Here is a 15,887-nt window from a genome sequence, read left to right as displayed (position 1 = left end):
TAATGAAAAAAGTACTCATAGTTTGTTTAGGTAATATTTGCCGCTCGCCAACCGCAGAGGCGGTATTAAAAGCCCGTGCTAAAAAGCTAGGTGTTAACGTTAAAGTCGATTCGGCAGGGACTATTGGTTACCACGAAGGTAAAACGCCTGATAGTCGCTCAATGGCTGCAGGGGAGAAGCGCGGTTATAGTTTTAAAGGTATTTATTCACGTAAAGTACGCACAAGCGACTTTACTGAATTTGATTTAATTTTAGCGGCCGATACGCAAAATTTAGCTGATTTAACAGCGCAATGCCCTGAGCATTTACGCTATAAGCTGGCGCTATTTTTAGAATATGGCGAGCAAGCCCAAAGCGCTATTCCAGATCCTTATTACGGCGGCGATGATGGCTTTGAAAATGTGCTCGATTTAATAGAAGCGGCTAGCGATAAAATACTCGCTAAAATTTAATCCCTATTTTATTACTAAAGCTAAATTTAACGAGCTTTTTGTCGTATTGCACAGCGTCCCTAAAGTAAGTACATTTTATGCTTACTCAAAGGGAACTTTATGAAAATAAAAATATTACTACTCACTTTATCTATCGCTTCTTGTTCTACTTTTGCTAACGATGTTAGTTTTTCGATTGGGGGTGGCTATCCTTACTTAGTTATTCCTGAAGTGTCTTTGTCGGCTAACGACGACACACAACGCTGGTATGCAAACTATAAACTAGGCCTTGATGATGGTTTTTCAGCCGGTTTTGAACAAGCAGTTAGCGATAATAAAAAACATGCTTTTGGCGCGCTTGTAGGTGCAATTGGCGCAAGAGATACAGACCAAGAGTGTGAAAGTTCAACTAATGATGTAGCAACTGACTTTGCTAATACGCTAGGTTGTGTAATTGGCGGAATTTTTGATGAAGAAACAACAAACGGCATAGGGCTTACGTACAGCTATAACTTTAATGGATTGAACAGCGCTGGTTTTAGATTAGAGCTAGATGTGGGCTATGGTAAAGCAAGCGACAGCAACGAAAAAAGAGCCGATGGCGGTATTAGCGTAAGTTACGAATTTTAACTACGTAGAATTTGTATTAGTTGGTATTAAAAAAGGCGCATAAAGCGCCTTTTTTAATGAGCCGCTTTTAGTGGCGGTTAATTTTAAAGTCGAGTTGTACCTGAGAAATAGCGCTAACGGGTTTGCCATTTTCAAACTTTGGCGCGTAACGCCATTGCTCAAGCGCTGCTTTGGCTGACTTTTCAAATGCGCTGCCGCCTTCAGAGCTAAGTACTTTTGGGTTTTTTACAAAGCCAGCTGCGTCTACCTCAAACTCCATAATAACGCTACCATCGGTACTAAATCTGGCTTTGTGCACTGGGTATTTAGGATTAACACGATAGAGTGGTGTTTGCTCTTGCGATTCTTTCCATGGCACCATTTGAGCGATAGCGAGGCAATGTTTAGTTGCTTCTTCGCTTTTGCCTTGTTTTTCGTACAGACCTACAAGTTTAGAGTGAGCGGTTAGCTCAGCACTGTGATCGTATTTTAAGTTATCGTCAAACGCGGTAACTATGTTGTTTAAGCGCTCAATTGCCTGATTATATTTTTTACTACCTTCGGCAAATGCGGCTATTAAAAAATTAGCTTTAATTTGCTCTACCGAGCTACTAGGCAGATTTTCACGGTAGTATTCGTCGGCTTCTTCTAGGTAGTTTTTCGCTTCGCGATATTTTTTAGAGCTAAACTTTTTAGCAAGCAGTGATGCCGCTTCTAGTTTCATGTCGGCTACAAACTTAGGCTTATTTTGTGTTTTAGCTATATCTATTACTTGTTCTAAAAAGTTAGCTGCTTTGTAAGCTGATGTTGTGTAGTTAGCTTGGCCGAGTAGTGCATCAATTGTTTCTATTGATAGTTTACCGTGGTTTGCAGCTAAAATAGTATGGGCTTCGTTATAGAGTGCAAAACGCTGTTCGTTTAGCTCATCGCCGTAGCCTTTTATTGCTTTAGCGTAATTAATAGCTAAGTTGGCAGTATTGTCGTCGCTTTTACCGTAAACGGCTTTACCTGATGTGTAAGCAAGTTTGGCAGTTTGTTGTACGTTTTTGTCTGCTTTAACTGCTGCTAAATAGCTTTGGTATGCTTGGCTAAATACCGTTTGAGGATCGCTTGCTTGGTTGGCGAGTGCTGTAGTACTTAAAGTTGTTGCGCTCAAAGCAGATAAACTTAAGCCTATAAATAAAGCGAGTTGCTGACGTTTCATAATAATCCCTATTAACTTTTAAATTGAAACTAGGTTGACGTAATTACAACAGTTTCTTATTAATATAATTTTTGACTGAATGGTAAAACTACTTAAAGGCGTTCAAAATACAGTTCAGCTTGAGTTGTTGCATTTACAGGTTTTCCATTTTTAAACTTTGGAGCGTAACGCCATTTTTTAACAGCGGCTATCGCTGATTTTTCAAACGCTTTAGAACCTTCAGAACTAATAACCTTAGGATTTTTCACAAAGCCATGGGTATCAACAGTAATCTCTAATATAACTATTACATGACTTTTAGTTTCACCGCGAGGGTATATAGGCTCGGTTATGTAGAGTGGATTTTGCTCTGAGGTATTTTTCCAGTGCGTATTTTTAGCAAAGGCTAAGGCGTGTTTAGTCGCTTTATCGCTTTCATCTTGTTTTTCATATAGCTGAACTAAGCCAACATGCGCATTAAGCTCAAAGCTTTGATCTAAATTTTTATATTTATCAAATAAGCCAACTATACGGTTTAGCCTTTTAGTTGCTTTGTCGTAATCTTTACGGCCACTCTCAAATGAAACCATTAAAAGGTCAGACTTTATACGCTCTACTGCATTATCAGGTAGCTGGGCTTGGTAATATTTATCTGCATCTTGAGCGTATTTTTTCGCTAAAGAATATTCGCTATGGCTAAACCCATAAAGTAATGTTTCTGCAGCTTCAAATTGCATATTAGCGACAAGGCCAGGGTCATTTTGTAATTCAGCGATTTTAATGAGTTGCTTAAAGTTTTTGACTGCGGTATCTGATTTATTCGTATGAGTGGCTTTGGCTAGTAGCGTATCCATAGTCTCTATTGAGTTTTCGCCATAGTTTTTAACTAAAATACGGTGGGCCTGTGAATACAAATCAAACCGTTTCTCTTCATTACCATACCCTATAGCCACAAGGTTCTTTGCAACATAACTGTTGATGGCTTTAGCGTAGTTAATAGCAAGCTTTGCCGTTTCATTGCTATTTTCTCCATATAGAGCGAGCCCTTTTTGATAAGCAAGTTGTGCTTCTTTTTCAGCTTGTTCTTTGGCTGCAACGAATGCTGAGTCAGTTTCTTCGGCGTTTGCAGATACAACTTGAATGCTATTTACTTGGTTTGCGAAAGTGTAGTTAGCAAAGGCTAATAAGCTTAATCCTATTGATATGGCGATCTGTTGGTGCTTCATAATAATCCCTATTATTTATTAGCCCATAAAATTACCAAAACTATCAAGGCCTGTCATTATTTTAGGTAAATTAAAGTAAACAAGCGAAGTTGTAATATTCGGGTTATTAATTGCTTAACAATCATTGAAAATAACGCCTGTCGTCGCCATATATTTGCCATAAACAGTCTTGTACTACGGTGTATTTATCCTATTTTGTGATATTATCACTTTATTGTCGTGTCGTAGTTATTTAAATATTTGGATTTGTCGTGGCGCAAGTAAGAGCAAGAGTCCAGCTTAATGTTGGCAGAAATAGTGATATCCCTGCAGAAATAATCTCATTTACTGATTTAAAAGATGGTAAAGAACATATTGCTATGGTGTTTAACAACGCTGATACAGAGCAAGATGTACCGCTTATTCGTATGCATTCAGAGTGTTTAACAGGCGATGTATTTTACTCATCGCGTTGTGATTGCGGCGAGCAGCTAAATGAATGTATTGAAATGATGCACGAGCAAGGCGGTATTTTATTGTATTTACGCCAAGAAGGCCGTGGCATTGGTTTATACAACAAAATTGATGCTTACGTACTGCAATCGCAAGGTATGAACACCTACGAAGCTAATAATCATTTAGGCTTTGCTGATGATTTACGTGATTTTTCGGATGCTGTGTTAATGCTTAATGCGCTTAATTTAAGCCACGTTAAATTAATGACCAATAATCCTAAAAAGCTTAACGCATTAAAAGATGCCGGTATTAATGTTGACTCGGTTGTGGGCACGCATGCGCACATTAAAGCGGGTGTTGCGGGTAATAAATCGTACCTAGAAACAAAAATTAAACATGGCGCGCATATGTTAGATATTAAGAAAATTAAAAAACCTTAATCATTTAATTACGTTTCGTCTATTAATACCCCCTCACGCCAAGTTATACTTGGCGTGTTTCGTTTTAAATTAAGAGCAAGTATGTCTACACAATTACGAATTTTTAAAGCCGATGCAGGGCTAAAGTGGTTAAAAGCCGGATGGCTTATTTTTAAAACCCAGCCAGCAACCTTTATTTTTATGCATTTATTTATTGGTATTGTAGGGCTGCTGTCTTTATTTTTACCGCTGCTGCAAGTAGTAGCAGCACTAGCTACGCCATTTTTAACCGCAGGGTTTTACCAAGCGGTGCTTAGTAAGCAGCAGGGCGGAAAAATTATGCTAGCCGATATTCTCAAGCCATTTACGGCTAAGGGAAATCGTTTAGGGTTATTGCGTTTAGCACTTTATCAGATGGGTGCGGGCATTTTAATGGCGTTACTTGCTAATGGCTTATTTGCCGATGCAGTGGCTGTTATGAGCCAACCAGGACTAGATCCAAATGTAGCACTTGAACAAATGCTTGAGAGTATTTCGGGCGCGAATGTCATTTTGTTTTTTATGGCAATGCTAATTTATTTAACGGCGTTTGCTTACGCTGTACCGCTTGTTTATTTTAGTAAAGAAACACGTATTTTAACGGCGCTTAAAAAATCGTTAATGGTGTTTTATCATAACATTTTGCCACTTGGCGTTTTTGGCCTTATTTGCGCATTATTTATGGCGCTTTCGATGTTCTTATCGTTCTTACCACTGTTGATTTTAATGCCGATTTGCTACATTAGCTTTTTTGTATCTTATCAAGCCATTTTTATGCCTGTTGTACCACCAAGTGACGACATTAATGTTAAGCCACTTAGTAGTGAAACAAGCGGGCGTTTTGACGCTTAATGGATGATAAATTAAAGCAAAAACTAAAAAACTATGTACTTTGGTTACTAGGGCGCCAAGAATATTCGCGTCGTGAGTTAACGCTCAAATTACAGCAAAAAGAAGCCACAGAAGAGTTTATTGAAACGCTGCTTGATTGGTGCGAAAAGCATAATTTTATTAACGAGCAGCGATACTGTGAAGGCTTTGTAAGAAAACACATATTTAAATGCCACGGGCTTAAGCGAATACAAAGCGAAGCTATGGGCAAAGGGATTGATCGTTCGCTACTTGAATTGGTAGTTGAAGAGCTTGAAGTAGATTGGTTTGAGCTTGCGCAGGATGCGTACAATAAAAAATATTCAAATACACCGCCAGATCTCGATTACAAAGATAAAGCTAAGCGCGTGCGCTACTTAATGTATCGGGGTTTTAGCTACGATGAAATTAATTTTGCAATGCAAGCACAGTAAATACAGGTGAGACTTTCAAATGCAGCACATGACTACCGCACAAATTAGGCAACAGTTTTTAGACTTTTTTGCCAGCAAGCAACATCAAATAGTACCTTCTAGCTCGCTTATACCGGGTAACGATGCCACGTTGTTATTTAACAATGCCGGCATGGTGCAATTTAAAGATGTATTTTTAGGCGCAGAAAGCCGCCCTTATACACGTGCGACAAGCTCGCAGCGCTGTGTACGTGCTGGCGGTAAGCATAACGATTTAGAAAACGTAGGCTACACTGCTCGCCACCATACATTTTTTGAAATGTTAGGTAACTTCAGCTTTGGTGATTACTTTAAGCAAGACGCGATTAAGTTTGCATGGGAGTTTTTAACTGAGGTAGTAAGCCTACCTAAAGAAAAACTTTTAGTAACTATTTATCATGATGATGAAGAAGCGTTTGGTTACTGGGCTAACGAAATTGGCTTACCAGAGGATCGTATTATTCGTATTGCGACCTCAGACAACTTTTGGTCTATGGGCGATACTGGCCCGTGTGGTCCGTGTTCTGAAATATTTTATGATCACGGCGAGCATATTTGGGGCGGTCCTCCGGGCTCTCCTGAGGAAGACGGCGACCGTTTCATCGAAATTTGGAACCTTGTATTTATGCAATACAACCGTCAAAGCGACGGTACAATGTTGCCTCTACCTAAGCAATCTGTTGATACGGGAATGGGCCTTGAGCGTATTTCTGCTATTTTGCAGGGCGTGCATTCAAACTACGAAATCGATTTATTCCAAGGCTTAATTGCTGCTGCTGCAAGTGTTACTAATGCACAAGACATGGACGATAAGTCATTACGCGTAGTGGCCGATCACATTCGTTCGTGTGCGTTTTTAATCTCAGACGGTGTTATGCCATCTAACGAAGGCCGTGGTTATGTACTGCGCCGTATTATTCGTCGTGCTGTGCGCCACGGTAACAAATTAGGTGCACAAGGTTCGTTTTTCTATAAATTAGTTGCTGCGCTAATTGAGCAAATGGGTCAAGCGTACCCTGAGCTTGCTAAGCAACAAGAAATTATCGAAAAAGTATTACGCATTGAAGAAGAACAGTTTGGTAAAACACTTGAGCGTGGCTTAGCTATTTTAGAAGAAAGCTTAAGCGACCTTAAAGGCGATATTATACCGGGCGACTTAGTATTTAAACTTTATGATACGTATGGTTTCCCAGCTGATTTAACGGCCGATGTTGCGCGTGAGCGCCAGATGACAATTGATCATCAAGGCTTTGAAGAGTGTATGGCTGTACAACGTAAAACAGCGCAGCAAGCAGGTAAATTTGGTGCAGATTACAATGACCAATTAAAATCAGATAAACACACTGACTTTAAAGGTTACGACAGCACACATTACAGCGCGACCGTTATTGAAATTTTTGCCGGTGGCGAAGCTGTTCAGTTATTAGAAGATGGTCAACAAGGTATTGTAGTACTAGACCGCACACCGTTTTACGCTGAATCAGGCGGTCAAACGGGTGACACGGGTACTATTACAGTTGCTGGTGGCGAATTTAATGTTACTAATACCACTAAGCTTGGTAATGCTTTTGCTCACCACGGTACTGTACAAGGTCGTATTGGTGTTAATGACAAAGTTGACGCCACTATTGATGATACGCGCCGCGACAGCATTAAGAAAAACCACACAGCTACGCATATTTTACACGAAGCACTACGCCAACTATTAGGCGACCATGTAGGCCAAAAAGGCTCACTTGTTCAGCCAGATCGTTTACGTTTTGACTTTTCGCATTTTGAAGCAGTTACTAAAGATGAGCTACGTGAAATTGAGCGTGTAGTTAATGACGAGATTCGTCGTAACTTTGCACTTAATACTGAGCTTATGGCTATTGATGATGCTAAAGCGAAAGGTGCTATGGCATTGTTTGGCGAAAAGTACGATGACGAAGTACGTGTAGTTACTATTGGCGACTACTCTATTGAGCTTTGTGGTGGTACTCACGTTGAGCGCGCTGGCGATATTGGTTTATTCAAAATTGTATCTGAAAGTGGTATTGCCGCAGGTGTTCGCCGAATTGAAGCGGTAACCGGTGCAGATGCTGTAGCGTACGTTAGCGAGCAAGAGCAACAACTTAGCGATGTTGCAGCTTTAGTTAAAGGCGATAGCGCATCGGTACTTGAAAAAGTAACTGCGTTGCTTGAAAAATCTAAAGGCCTTGAAAAGCAAATTGCACAGCTTAGCGATAAGCTAGCAAGTGCAGCGGGCGCGTCTTTACTTGATTCGATTGTTGAAATTAATGGCGTTAAGCTACTTGTAGCAAACGTTGAAGGTACTGAATCTAAAGCGCTTCGCGGTATGGTTGATGACCTTAAAAACAAGATTGGCTCAGGTGTTATTGCACTGGGTGTTGCCAGTGGCGACAAAGTAAGCCTAATTGCCGGTGTAACGAAAGACTTAACAGGCAAGGTAAAAGCCGGTGAGTTAGTTAACCATATGGCAGGTCAAGTAGGTGGTAAAGGTGGCGGTCGTCCAGATATGGCACAAGCCGGTGGTAGTGAACCACAAAACCTTGCTGCTGCACTAGATAGCGTTACAGCTTGGTTAACTGAGCGTACTTAAGCCTAAGTGGCGCTTATTGTTCAAAAATTCGGTGGCACTTCGGTCGGCTCAATAGAGCGAATTGAAGCAGTCGCCGACCTTGTTGTTAAAACCAGGCAACAAGGACATCAAGTGGTTGTGGTGCTCTCGGCTATGTCGGGAGAAACCAACCGCTTAATTAACCTCGCCAAACAAATTGATACTCGCCCGAGTAGCCGTGAACTAGATGTACTTATTAGCACCGGAGAGCAGGTTTCTGTATCACTGCTTGCTATGGCTATTATCAAACGTGGTCATTCAGCTGTAAGCTTATTAGCCGATCAAGTCAATATTCTAACCGACAACATGTTTGGTAAAGCTCGTATTGCTGAGGTTGCTGCTACGCGCTTAAAGCATGAGCTTGAGCATAATCGTATTGCTATTATTGCTGGGTTTCAGGGACGTGATATTGAGGGCAATATTACAACGCTTGGACGCGGCGGCACCGATACATCGGCTGTAGAAATAGCAGCGGCTATAAAAGCCGACGAATGCCAGATCTATACAGACGTTGACGGCGTATATACTACAGATCCTCGTGTTGAACCTAACGCGCGCAGAATGAGCCAAGTTACTTTTGCCGAAATGCTAGAGCTGGCAAGTTTAGGCGCAAAAGTTTTGCATATTCGTTCAGTAGAAGCTGCAGGTAGACACAATGTGCCACTTAGGGTGCTTTCTAGTTTTAATCCTGATGAAGGCACATTAATAAGTTTTGAGGAGAACGATATGCCAAGCAAGGTGGTATCGGGGATTGCGTTTAATCGTGACGAATGTTTAATTAAAGTAGATGGTGTGCCAAGCGGTACGCAATATCTTTCAAAAATATTGAAACTTTTTGCTGATAATGGCATCGAAATAGATATGATTAATCAAGTTAATCATATCTTTGAAAAAATAGACTATGCTTTTACTGTGCACTCGAATGATTATCTGCAAGCACTTGAATTATTGAGCGAAGATCAAGCTCAACTCAGTGCTCAAAATATAAGCGGATTACCAACGGTAGCTAAAGTTTCTGCTGTTGGAATGGGTATGAAATCGCATTCTGGTGTAGCAAGTTTATTTTTTGATGCATTAGCGCAGGAAAATATTAATGTGGTTTTAGTCTCGACTTCTGAGATTAAAATTTCAGTTTTAATAGATGAAAAGTACCTAGAGTTGGCAGTTCGTGCATTACACAAAGCATTTTTAACAGAAAATGGATAGATTGAGAGTTTTTACTTACTTTTCAGTCTAATTTTCATTAGTATGTTTAAGCGGAATCTTATAATTTTTATTGGAACATGGGAGCAAGAGAATGCTAATACTAACTCGTAGAGTAGGTGAAACCCTAATGATTGGTGACGAAGTAACAGTTACTGTTCTAGGTGTTAAAGGAAATCAAGTTCGAATCGGTGTTAATGCACCAAAAGACGTATCAGTGCATCGTGAAGAGATTTACATGCGCATACAAGCTGAAAAGTCGAACCCTAATCCGGGCAATGCTTAATCAACACGTATACGTAGTTGAGTAATTAACTCAACTAGTCAAAAAGCCACTCACTGAGTGGCTTTTTTGTTTATAAAAGCGAGTGTTTCTGGGGTTAGTATTTGTTTTGAAATGTATTGCATGCCGCTTTTATTTTTAATAATAATACCTTGCTGAGTATCTATTACTTCGCTTATGTCTTGCCAAGTTAGCTGAAAGCTTTTGTAATGATTAGCCGATTTAATGCCTTCTTCATCAAAGGTAAGTGTTACCTCAGAGCCTGACGCTCTGCTGAGCATTTGTCTGGTTACCCACCAAGGTCTGCGATAGTAAAAAGCGACGCACTCTAGTACACCTAGCATGATCATAAACGATCCTAAGTAATGATCGTTTAAAACATAAATGCCAAATAAACCAAGCGCAACGAGGAGTACAAGTAAAAAGTACTTAGGTTTGGCGCGCTTACTGTAGGGGAGTGACTCGTCAAAGCACTCGTAAAAGTAAGGTTTATCTAGTGTGTAGGTTGTTGTAAATGCCATATTGCCTTGCTTTAAATATCGTTTTTTTTATTTTAACAAGCTAACCGCTAAATGAGCAGCTTTATAGTCAGTGATTTTATTACAGACACAAAAAAACGGCCCTAAGGCCGTTTTTTAGCGATACAAGAAGAATTAACAGTTAGTTTCTTCAGCGTTTACGCCTTCTTTAACATTTTCACATGCATCTTCTACTTTGTTTTGCACGTCAGTTACTGCTTCGTCAATACGTTCGCCTGCGTCTTCTGCATGATTATCTTCACAACCCATGATGAAGAAACTTGCGAATAGACCGATTAGTGCTGCTTTTACAGTTGTTGAATTCATAATGTAATTCCTTGTAAGTATTAATTAAATTTTAGTGTTTGTTAGTTGAATGCTTTATCTACCTGGGTGATTTACCACGTAGTGCACCTGAAACTAATGAGATCACTAAAAGTACTAAAAATATAAAAAATATAATTTTTGCTATACCAGCTGCGGCACCTGCGATGCCACCAAAACCTAACACTGCAGCGATTAAAGCAATAACTAAAAATGTAATTGTCCAGCGTAACATTGTTTTCTCCTTGGTTATCAAATTTGCTCACAATAACTAATGCCAGTTATATGCCAAAGTTTATTTTTGTTTTATATCAGATAGTTATGGTTTTTAACTGAGTTTTTAGTTATTAGTTAGTTAGTAATTTTTACGCTTTGTTATGTAAGTTATTCACACTGTTACAAGTTACCGGTAAATATTCACTAAAAACAATGCTTTTGGTAAGACCAATTAACAATTGATGTGTGTTTTTGTACTTATTATAAAATTTGGCAGTTATTTTTATTAAGTTGAATAGTTAATTAACAACTTCCATATAACTATTAGCTATAGTCGTTATTTTCTGTATGTATTGTAGGGCGCATGATTGCTGGGTTATGGCATGTAAATTTGTTGAGTGTTATGTTGTTTATAGTTTAATTGGTTTTACCAATTTACAAGATGTAGACAAAGCGACTAGTTTTGTTATTATCCAGTGAATAAATATTTAATTAAATCGATTTTTTATTTTCGATATGGGTTTCAAGGGGGAGAAAAATGGATATAGGTGCTCTACTCACAACGGCTGGTAGCTTAATGCTAACTGGTATGGTTGGGGTGTTTGTATTTCTGTCGATATTAATTGGTGCAGTAACGCTTATGTCTAATTTGGTGACGCGCTATAGCGAACCAGAGGCATCACCAGCTAAATCACCGTCTTTTAAATCTCAAGGTGTGCCTAATGAGCACATCGCTGCTATTAGTGCTGCCATTGCTCAGTACAAATCAAATAATAAATAAGGGGCACACACATGGCTAAATTAAAATTAACAGAATTGGTATTACGCGATGCGCACCAATCATTGCTCGCAACACGTATGCGCCTAGACGATATGCTACCTATTGCTAGCAAGCTAGATGATGCAGGTTATTGGTCTATTGAATCGTGGGGCGGTGCTACATTTGATTCGTGTATTCGTTATTTAGGCGAAGATCCTTGGGAGCGTATTCGTGCGCTTAAAAAAGCGATGCCTAATACTAAACAGCAAATGCTATTACGCGGTCAAAACCTATTAGGCTACCGCCATTACGCTGATGATGTAGTTGAAAAGTTTGTAGAACGCGCACATAAAAATGGCGTTGACGTATTTCGTATATTTGATGCAATGAACGATGTACGTAACCTAGAAACAGCGATTAAAGCGGCTATAAAAGTAGGCGCGCATGCTCAAGGTACTATTTCGTACACGGTAAGTCCTGTTCATACGCTTGATATGTGGCTGACTCTTGCTAAGCAATTAGAAGATTTAGGCTGTCACTCAATTTGTATTAAAGATATGGCGGGTTTATTAAAGCCGTACGATGCTGAAAAACTAATTAAAGCTCTTAAAGAAACCGTATCGGTTCCTATTGCTATGCAGTGCCACGCTACAACAGGTTTAAGTACTGCGACTTATCAAAAAGCGATTGATGCAGGCATTGATATGCTTGATACCGCTATTTCATCTATGAGTATGACTTACGGACACACAGCAACTGAAACTATTGTATCGATAGTTGAAGGAACTGAGCGCGATACTGACCTTGACTTAAACCATCTAGAAGAAATTGCTGCTTACTTTAGAGATGTACGTAAAAAATATGCGGCATTTGAAGGTAGCTTAAAAGGGGTTGATGGTCGTATTTTACTAGCTCAAGTACCTGGTGGCATGCTTACAAACATGGAAAACCAACTTAAAGAGCAAGGCGCGGCAGATAAGCTTAATGAAGTTTTGCTTGAGATCCCACGTGTACGTGAAGATCTTGGCTTTTTACCTTTAGTAACACCTACGTCGCAAATCGTAGGTACTCAAGCAGTACTTAACGTGCTAACCGGTGAGCGTTATAAAACAATTACTAAAGAAACTGCTGGCGTATTAAAAGGTGAATATGGCTTAACACCAGCACCAATGAATAAAGAGCTACAAGAGCGTGTGCTTGATGGAGCAGAGGTTATTACTTGTCGCCCTGCAGATAACATTGCACCAGAGCTTGCAACGCTTGAAGCTGAGTTATTAAAAGAAGCGCAAGAGCAAGGTTTAACACTTGCTGATGAGCAAATTGATGACGTACTAACTTATGCATTGTTTCCGCAGGTTGGTTTGAAATTTATTAAAAATCGTAATAACCCTGATGCATTTGAGCCTATTCCTACCGTTGAAGATAAGAGCAATAAGGCAGCACCAAAATCGGGATCAAATAATAGTAGCGTTAAAGCTGAGCAATACAGCGTAAAAGTAGATGGTAAAGTTTACGACGTAGTAGTGGCGCAAGGTGGTGAGCTAAAAGAAGTAACATTAAAAGACTCTGAGCACATTCCTCAGTCTGCTTCAGTTGCATCAGGTGAAACACTTAATGCCCCTTTAGCCGGTAATATTTTTAAGATTAAGGTAAAAGCTGGGCAAGTTGTTAACGAAGGTGATGTAGTGATTATTATGGAAGCCATGAAAATGGAAACTGAAATACGCGCTACGCATACCGGAACAATTGCTGAAGTGTTAGTTGGTGAAGGCGATGCTGTAACCACCGGCGACGCTATGATTGCATTAGCTTAGGAGTAAATAGAGGATGGAAGGTATTTTAAACCTCTGGAATGCTACTGGCATTGCTAACTTTACAATCCCATCGTTAATTATGATTGCGGTAGGGTGTTTATTACTGTTTTTAGCGATAGCTAAAGGCTTTGAACCACTATTATTACTACCTATTGGTTTTGGTGCAATTTTAACAAATGTACCAGTGGCAGGTTTGTCAGACCCAGGTGGGCTTTTGTATTACGTTTATTACGTGGGTATTGATACGGGGATTTTTCCGTTATTAATATTTATGGGAGTAGGGGCGCTGACCGACTTTAGCGCGCTTATTGCAAACCCACGTATGTTGTTATTAGGTGCGGCTGCACAGTTTGGTATTTTTGCTACACTGTTTGGCGCAATATTACTTAACTATGTGCCAGGCTTTGAGTTTACTCTACAGGACGCATCGGCTATTGCAATTATTGGTGGTGCAGATGGACCGACTGCAATATTTTTAGCGTCAAAACTGGCTCCTGATTTACTTGGTGCAATAGCGGTAGCAGCATACTCATATATGGCATTAGTACCAATTATTCAACCGCCAATTATGCGTGCGTTAACAACCCCAGAAGAACGTAAAATTAAGATGCCAGAGCTTCGCAAAGTATCTAAAAAGGAAAAGATTATTTTCCCTCTTATGGTGCTTAGTTTAACGGCTATGTTTTTACCGGCTGCTATACCGCTTGTAGGTATGTTTTGTTTAGGTAACTTAATGCGAGAGTCGGGTGTTGTTGATAGATTAAGTAACAGTGCTCAAAACGAAATCATCAATGTTACAACTATATTTTTAGGTTTAGCTGTAGGTTCAAAGCTTGCTGCAGATAAGTTTTTAACTGTTGAGACGATTGGTATTTTAGTGCTTGGCGCACTGGCTTTTGCAATTGGTACGGCATCTGGCGTATTTATGGCAAAAGGACTTAACCGCATATCTAAAACACCTATAAACCCATTAATTGGGGCTGCAGGTGTATCGGCTGTGCCAATGGCGGCACGAGTAGTTAATAAAGTTGGCCTTGAAAGCAACCCACATAACTTTTTACTTATGCATGCTATGGGACCCAACGTAGCGGGTGTACTTGGTAGTGCAGTTGCTGCGGGTATTTTATTAGCACTTGTTGGCTAATAATGTAATTTAAAATAGATTAACCATTAAGCGCAGTTTACTGCGCTTTTTTTTGTTCTTAATTTGTTCACCGCTAAATAGTTTCTTGTTCAGCGCTTTTTGTTTACAGTAACAGCTCTTCAAAATTTTAAGGATAGTTATCATGCTTCACACACCTTTAGCAAAGCACTTACCTCATGTTAGTAAACTTGTATTCGGATGCATGGGTCTGGGCGGCGGTTGGAATAAAGACGCAATCACTGATGCACATGTTAAGCAAACTCATGAATGCATAGATAACGCTATTGAAGGTGGCATTAACTTTTTTGACCATGCTGATATTTATACTTTTGGTAAAGCGGAGCAGGTTTTTGGTAAAGCATTAAGCGAGCGACCAGAGCTTAGAGAGCACATGTATATTCAATCTAAGTGTGGGATTCGTTTTGAAGATGACTTAGGGCCAAAGCGCTATGATTTTTCATCAAAGTGGATTGAGCAATCAGTTGAAGCATCATTAAAACGATTAAATACAGACTATTTAGACGTACTTATGCTACATCGTCCTGATCCACTCATGGAAGTTAACGAAATTGCTCGTATATTTAGTTGCTTAAAAGAAAGCGGTAAAGTGCGCAATTTTGCAGTATCTAATATGCAGCAGCACCAAATGAATTTTTTACAGCATGCACTTGATATGCCGATTGTGGCTAATCAAATTGAGGCTAGTTTACAAAAACATCAGTTTGTTGATGAGGGTGTATATGCCGGTAATAGTGACGGTAAGGATCTTAATTTTACGCCCGGTAGTATTGAGTATTGTCGCCATTTTGAAATTCAAATTCAAAGCTGGGGCAGTTTATGCCAAGGATTATACAGCGGCAGTGATTTATCAAACGCATCTCAGGCAGATATCAACACCAGTCTTTTAGTTAATAAGCTGGCTGCACTTTATGATACTTCTGCTGAGGCTATAGTCATTGCATGGTTACTGCGTCATCCCGCATCTATTCAGCCTATTATTGGAACAACTAATGCCAAGCGTATTAAAGCCTCTTGTGATGCTGTAAACGTACAACTAACTCGTGAGCATTGGTATGCACTTTATGTAAGCGCTAAAGGCCATGAGCTACCATAAGAAGGGCATTGATATGAATATATTCGTTATTTTAATTGGTTTGTTTGTCGCGCTAGCGATATTTATTCCATTGCTTGAAAAATATCAAAGTAAAATAGGGCTCAACGGTGCAACCAAATACAGCAAATATATTTGGCCATTAGTGATGGTGTCTTTAGTGATTCAGCTCATTTATGTATTAATGTATTAATGGTTTTTAGCGTATACAAAAAAGCCTTTGCAGGTTT

The 15,887-nt window shown here is 39.6% G+C and carries 18 protein-coding genes; 13 read left to right on the top strand and 5 right to left on the bottom strand.

The window, feature by feature from the left end; genetic code table 11:
• Positions 1–2: 2 nt before the first annotated feature.
• Both I6E82_RS12860 and I6E82_RS12855 read left to right on the top strand, forming a co-directional pair.
• On the top strand, positions 3–452 hold the full coding sequence (locus I6E82_RS12860; protein ID WP_010555493.1) for a low molecular weight protein-tyrosine-phosphatase: 450 nt from the start codon (positions 3–5) through the stop codon (positions 450–452).
• Positions 453–551: 99 nt separating this feature from the next.
• A complete protein-coding gene (locus I6E82_RS12855; protein ID WP_007583799.1) occupies positions 552–1,061 on the top strand; it encodes a hypothetical protein in 510 nt (169 codons plus the stop codon).
• 67 nt (positions 1,062–1,128) lie between these two features.
• On the opposite strand, the gene I6E82_RS12850 is transcribed toward I6E82_RS12855, so the two are convergent.
• Entirely contained in the window at positions 1,129–2,244 is a 1,116-nt protein-coding gene (locus I6E82_RS12850; protein WP_165722095.1) for an energy transducer TonB, read from the bottom strand.
• A gap of 92 nt (positions 2,245–2,336) precedes the next feature.
• Positions 2,337–3,449: an energy transducer TonB gene (locus I6E82_RS12845; RefSeq protein WP_165722094.1), complete on the bottom strand. Its 1,113-nt coding sequence runs from the start codon at positions 3,447–3,449 to the stop codon at positions 2,337–2,339.
• A 251-nt stretch (positions 3,450–3,700) separates the two neighbouring features.
• Between I6E82_RS12845 and I6E82_RS12840 the strand changes: the two genes are divergently transcribed.
• The 6 genes from I6E82_RS12840 (at position 3,701) to csrA (ending at position 9,773) form a co-directional block, all read left to right on the top strand.
• Positions 3,701–4,324: a GTP cyclohydrolase II gene (locus I6E82_RS12840; protein WP_007583803.1), complete on the top strand. Its 624-nt coding sequence runs from the start codon at positions 3,701–3,703 to the stop codon at positions 4,322–4,324.
• Positions 4,325–4,405: 81 nt separating this feature from the next.
• The gene (locus I6E82_RS12835; protein ID WP_007378958.1) at positions 4,406–5,194 is read left to right on the top strand and encodes a BPSS1780 family membrane protein; all 789 of its coding nucleotides are present in this window, start codon (positions 4,406–4,408) and stop codon (positions 5,192–5,194) included.
• On the top strand, positions 5,194–5,646 hold the full coding sequence (locus I6E82_RS12830) for a regulatory protein RecX (protein WP_121954069.1): 453 nt from the start codon (positions 5,194–5,196) through the stop codon (positions 5,644–5,646). Before I6E82_RS12835 ends, I6E82_RS12830 begins: the two co-directional genes overlap by 1 nt.
• A gap of 19 nt (positions 5,647–5,665) precedes the next feature.
• Entirely contained in the window at positions 5,666–8,266 is a 2,601-nt protein-coding gene (gene alaS, locus I6E82_RS12825) for an alanine--tRNA ligase (protein ID WP_121954070.1), read from the top strand.
• A gap of 6 nt (positions 8,267–8,272) precedes the next feature.
• Positions 8,273–9,490: an aspartate kinase gene (locus tag I6E82_RS12820; RefSeq protein ID WP_007583808.1), complete on the top strand. Its 1,218-nt coding sequence runs from the start codon at positions 8,273–8,275 to the stop codon at positions 9,488–9,490.
• A 91-nt stretch (positions 9,491–9,581) separates the two neighbouring features.
• A complete protein-coding gene (gene csrA / locus I6E82_RS12815) occupies positions 9,582–9,773 on the top strand; it encodes a carbon storage regulator CsrA (RefSeq protein WP_004587515.1) in 192 nt (63 codons plus the stop codon).
• 50 nt (positions 9,774–9,823) lie between these two features.
• On the opposite strand, the gene I6E82_RS12810 is transcribed toward csrA, so the two are convergent.
• The 3 genes from I6E82_RS12810 to I6E82_RS12800 form a co-directional block, all read right to left on the bottom strand.
• The gene (locus I6E82_RS12810; protein WP_007583811.1) at positions 9,824–10,291 is read right to left on the bottom strand and encodes a YcxB family protein; all 468 of its coding nucleotides are present in this window, start codon (positions 10,289–10,291) and stop codon (positions 9,824–9,826) included.
• Positions 10,292–10,423: 132 nt separating this feature from the next.
• Positions 10,424–10,615, bottom strand: coding sequence for a hypothetical protein (locus tag I6E82_RS12805; RefSeq protein WP_007378921.1), 192 nt, complete (start codon positions 10,613–10,615; stop codon positions 10,424–10,426).
• Positions 10,616–10,673: 58 nt separating this feature from the next.
• Entirely contained in the window at positions 10,674–10,847 is a 174-nt protein-coding gene (locus tag I6E82_RS12800; protein ID WP_002961939.1) for a DUF1328 domain-containing protein, read from the bottom strand.
• A gap of 519 nt (positions 10,848–11,366) precedes the next feature.
• Here I6E82_RS12800 and I6E82_RS12795 point away from each other — a divergent pair.
• From I6E82_RS12795 to I6E82_RS12775, 5 genes are all read left to right on the top strand, one after another.
• Positions 11,367–11,609, top strand: coding sequence for an OadG family protein (locus I6E82_RS12795; protein WP_007583814.1), 243 nt, complete (start codon positions 11,367–11,369; stop codon positions 11,607–11,609).
• A gap of 11 nt (positions 11,610–11,620) precedes the next feature.
• Positions 11,621–13,402, top strand: a complete 1,782-nt coding sequence (gene oadA, locus I6E82_RS12790; RefSeq protein ID WP_007583817.1) for a sodium-extruding oxaloacetate decarboxylase subunit alpha — start codon at positions 11,621–11,623, stop codon at positions 13,400–13,402.
• Between the two features lie 13 nt (positions 13,403–13,415).
• A complete protein-coding gene (locus I6E82_RS12785) occupies positions 13,416–14,546 on the top strand; it encodes a sodium ion-translocating decarboxylase subunit beta (protein ID WP_002961942.1) in 1,131 nt (376 codons plus the stop codon).
• Between the two features lie 142 nt (positions 14,547–14,688).
• Positions 14,689–15,660, top strand: coding sequence for an aldo/keto reductase (locus I6E82_RS12780; RefSeq protein WP_007583820.1), 972 nt, complete (start codon positions 14,689–14,691; stop codon positions 15,658–15,660).
• A gap of 13 nt (positions 15,661–15,673) precedes the next feature.
• Positions 15,674–15,850, top strand: a complete 177-nt coding sequence (locus I6E82_RS12775) for a hypothetical protein (RefSeq protein WP_197118050.1) — start codon at positions 15,674–15,676, stop codon at positions 15,848–15,850.
• Positions 15,851–15,887 lie beyond the last annotated feature (37 nt).

It is taken from the genome of Pseudoalteromonas sp. NZS11 (genome assembly GCF_015864765.1).
GTDB lineage: Bacteria > Pseudomonadota > Gammaproteobacteria > Enterobacterales > Alteromonadaceae > Pseudoalteromonas > Pseudoalteromonas arctica.
The sequence above is the reverse complement of the archived record's forward strand: the minus strand, read 5'-3'. Positions and strand labels throughout refer to the sequence as shown.

What these genes read in the sequence shown, in the direction of transcription:
- I6E82_RS12785 (WP_002961942.1), top strand. Translation starts at nt 13,416, where the DNA reads ATGGAAGGTATTTTAAACCTCTGGAATGCTACTGGCATTGCTAACTTT.
- csrA (WP_004587515.1), top strand. Translation starts at nt 9,582, where the DNA reads ATGCTAATACTAACTCGTAGAGTAGGTGAAACCCTAATGATTGGTGAC.
- I6E82_RS12810 (WP_007583811.1), bottom strand. Translation starts at nt 10,291, where the DNA reads ATGGCATTTACAACAACCTACACACTAGATAAACCTTACTTTTACGAG.
- I6E82_RS12805 (WP_007378921.1), bottom strand. Translation starts at nt 10,615, where the DNA reads ATGAATTCAACAACTGTAAAAGCAGCACTAATCGGTCTATTCGCAAGT.
- I6E82_RS12835 (WP_007378958.1), top strand. Translation starts at nt 4,406, where the DNA reads ATGTCTACACAATTACGAATTTTTAAAGCCGATGCAGGGCTAAAGTGG.
- I6E82_RS12830 (WP_121954069.1), top strand. Translation starts at nt 5,194, where the DNA reads ATGGATGATAAATTAAAGCAAAAACTAAAAAACTATGTACTTTGGTTA.
- I6E82_RS12850 (WP_165722095.1), bottom strand. Translation starts at nt 2,244, where the DNA reads ATGAAACGTCAGCAACTCGCTTTATTTATAGGCTTAAGTTTATCTGCT.
- alaS (WP_121954070.1), top strand. Translation starts at nt 5,666, where the DNA reads ATGCAGCACATGACTACCGCACAAATTAGGCAACAGTTTTTAGACTTT.
- I6E82_RS12800 (WP_002961939.1), bottom strand. Translation starts at nt 10,847, where the DNA reads ATGTTACGCTGGACAATTACATTTTTAGTTATTGCTTTAATCGCTGCA.
- I6E82_RS12775 (WP_197118050.1), top strand. Translation starts at nt 15,674, where the DNA reads ATGAATATATTCGTTATTTTAATTGGTTTGTTTGTCGCGCTAGCGATA.
- I6E82_RS12780 (WP_007583820.1), top strand. Translation starts at nt 14,689, where the DNA reads ATGCTTCACACACCTTTAGCAAAGCACTTACCTCATGTTAGTAAACTT.
- I6E82_RS12860 (WP_010555493.1), top strand. Translation starts at nt 3, where the DNA reads ATGAAAAAAGTACTCATAGTTTGTTTAGGTAATATTTGCCGCTCGCCA.
- I6E82_RS12845 (WP_165722094.1), bottom strand. Translation starts at nt 3,449, where the DNA reads ATGAAGCACCAACAGATCGCCATATCAATAGGATTAAGCTTATTAGCC.
- oadA (WP_007583817.1), top strand. Translation starts at nt 11,621, where the DNA reads ATGGCTAAATTAAAATTAACAGAATTGGTATTACGCGATGCGCACCAA.
- I6E82_RS12855 (WP_007583799.1), top strand. Translation starts at nt 552, where the DNA reads ATGAAAATAAAAATATTACTACTCACTTTATCTATCGCTTCTTGTTCT.
- I6E82_RS12795 (WP_007583814.1), top strand. Translation starts at nt 11,367, where the DNA reads ATGGATATAGGTGCTCTACTCACAACGGCTGGTAGCTTAATGCTAACT.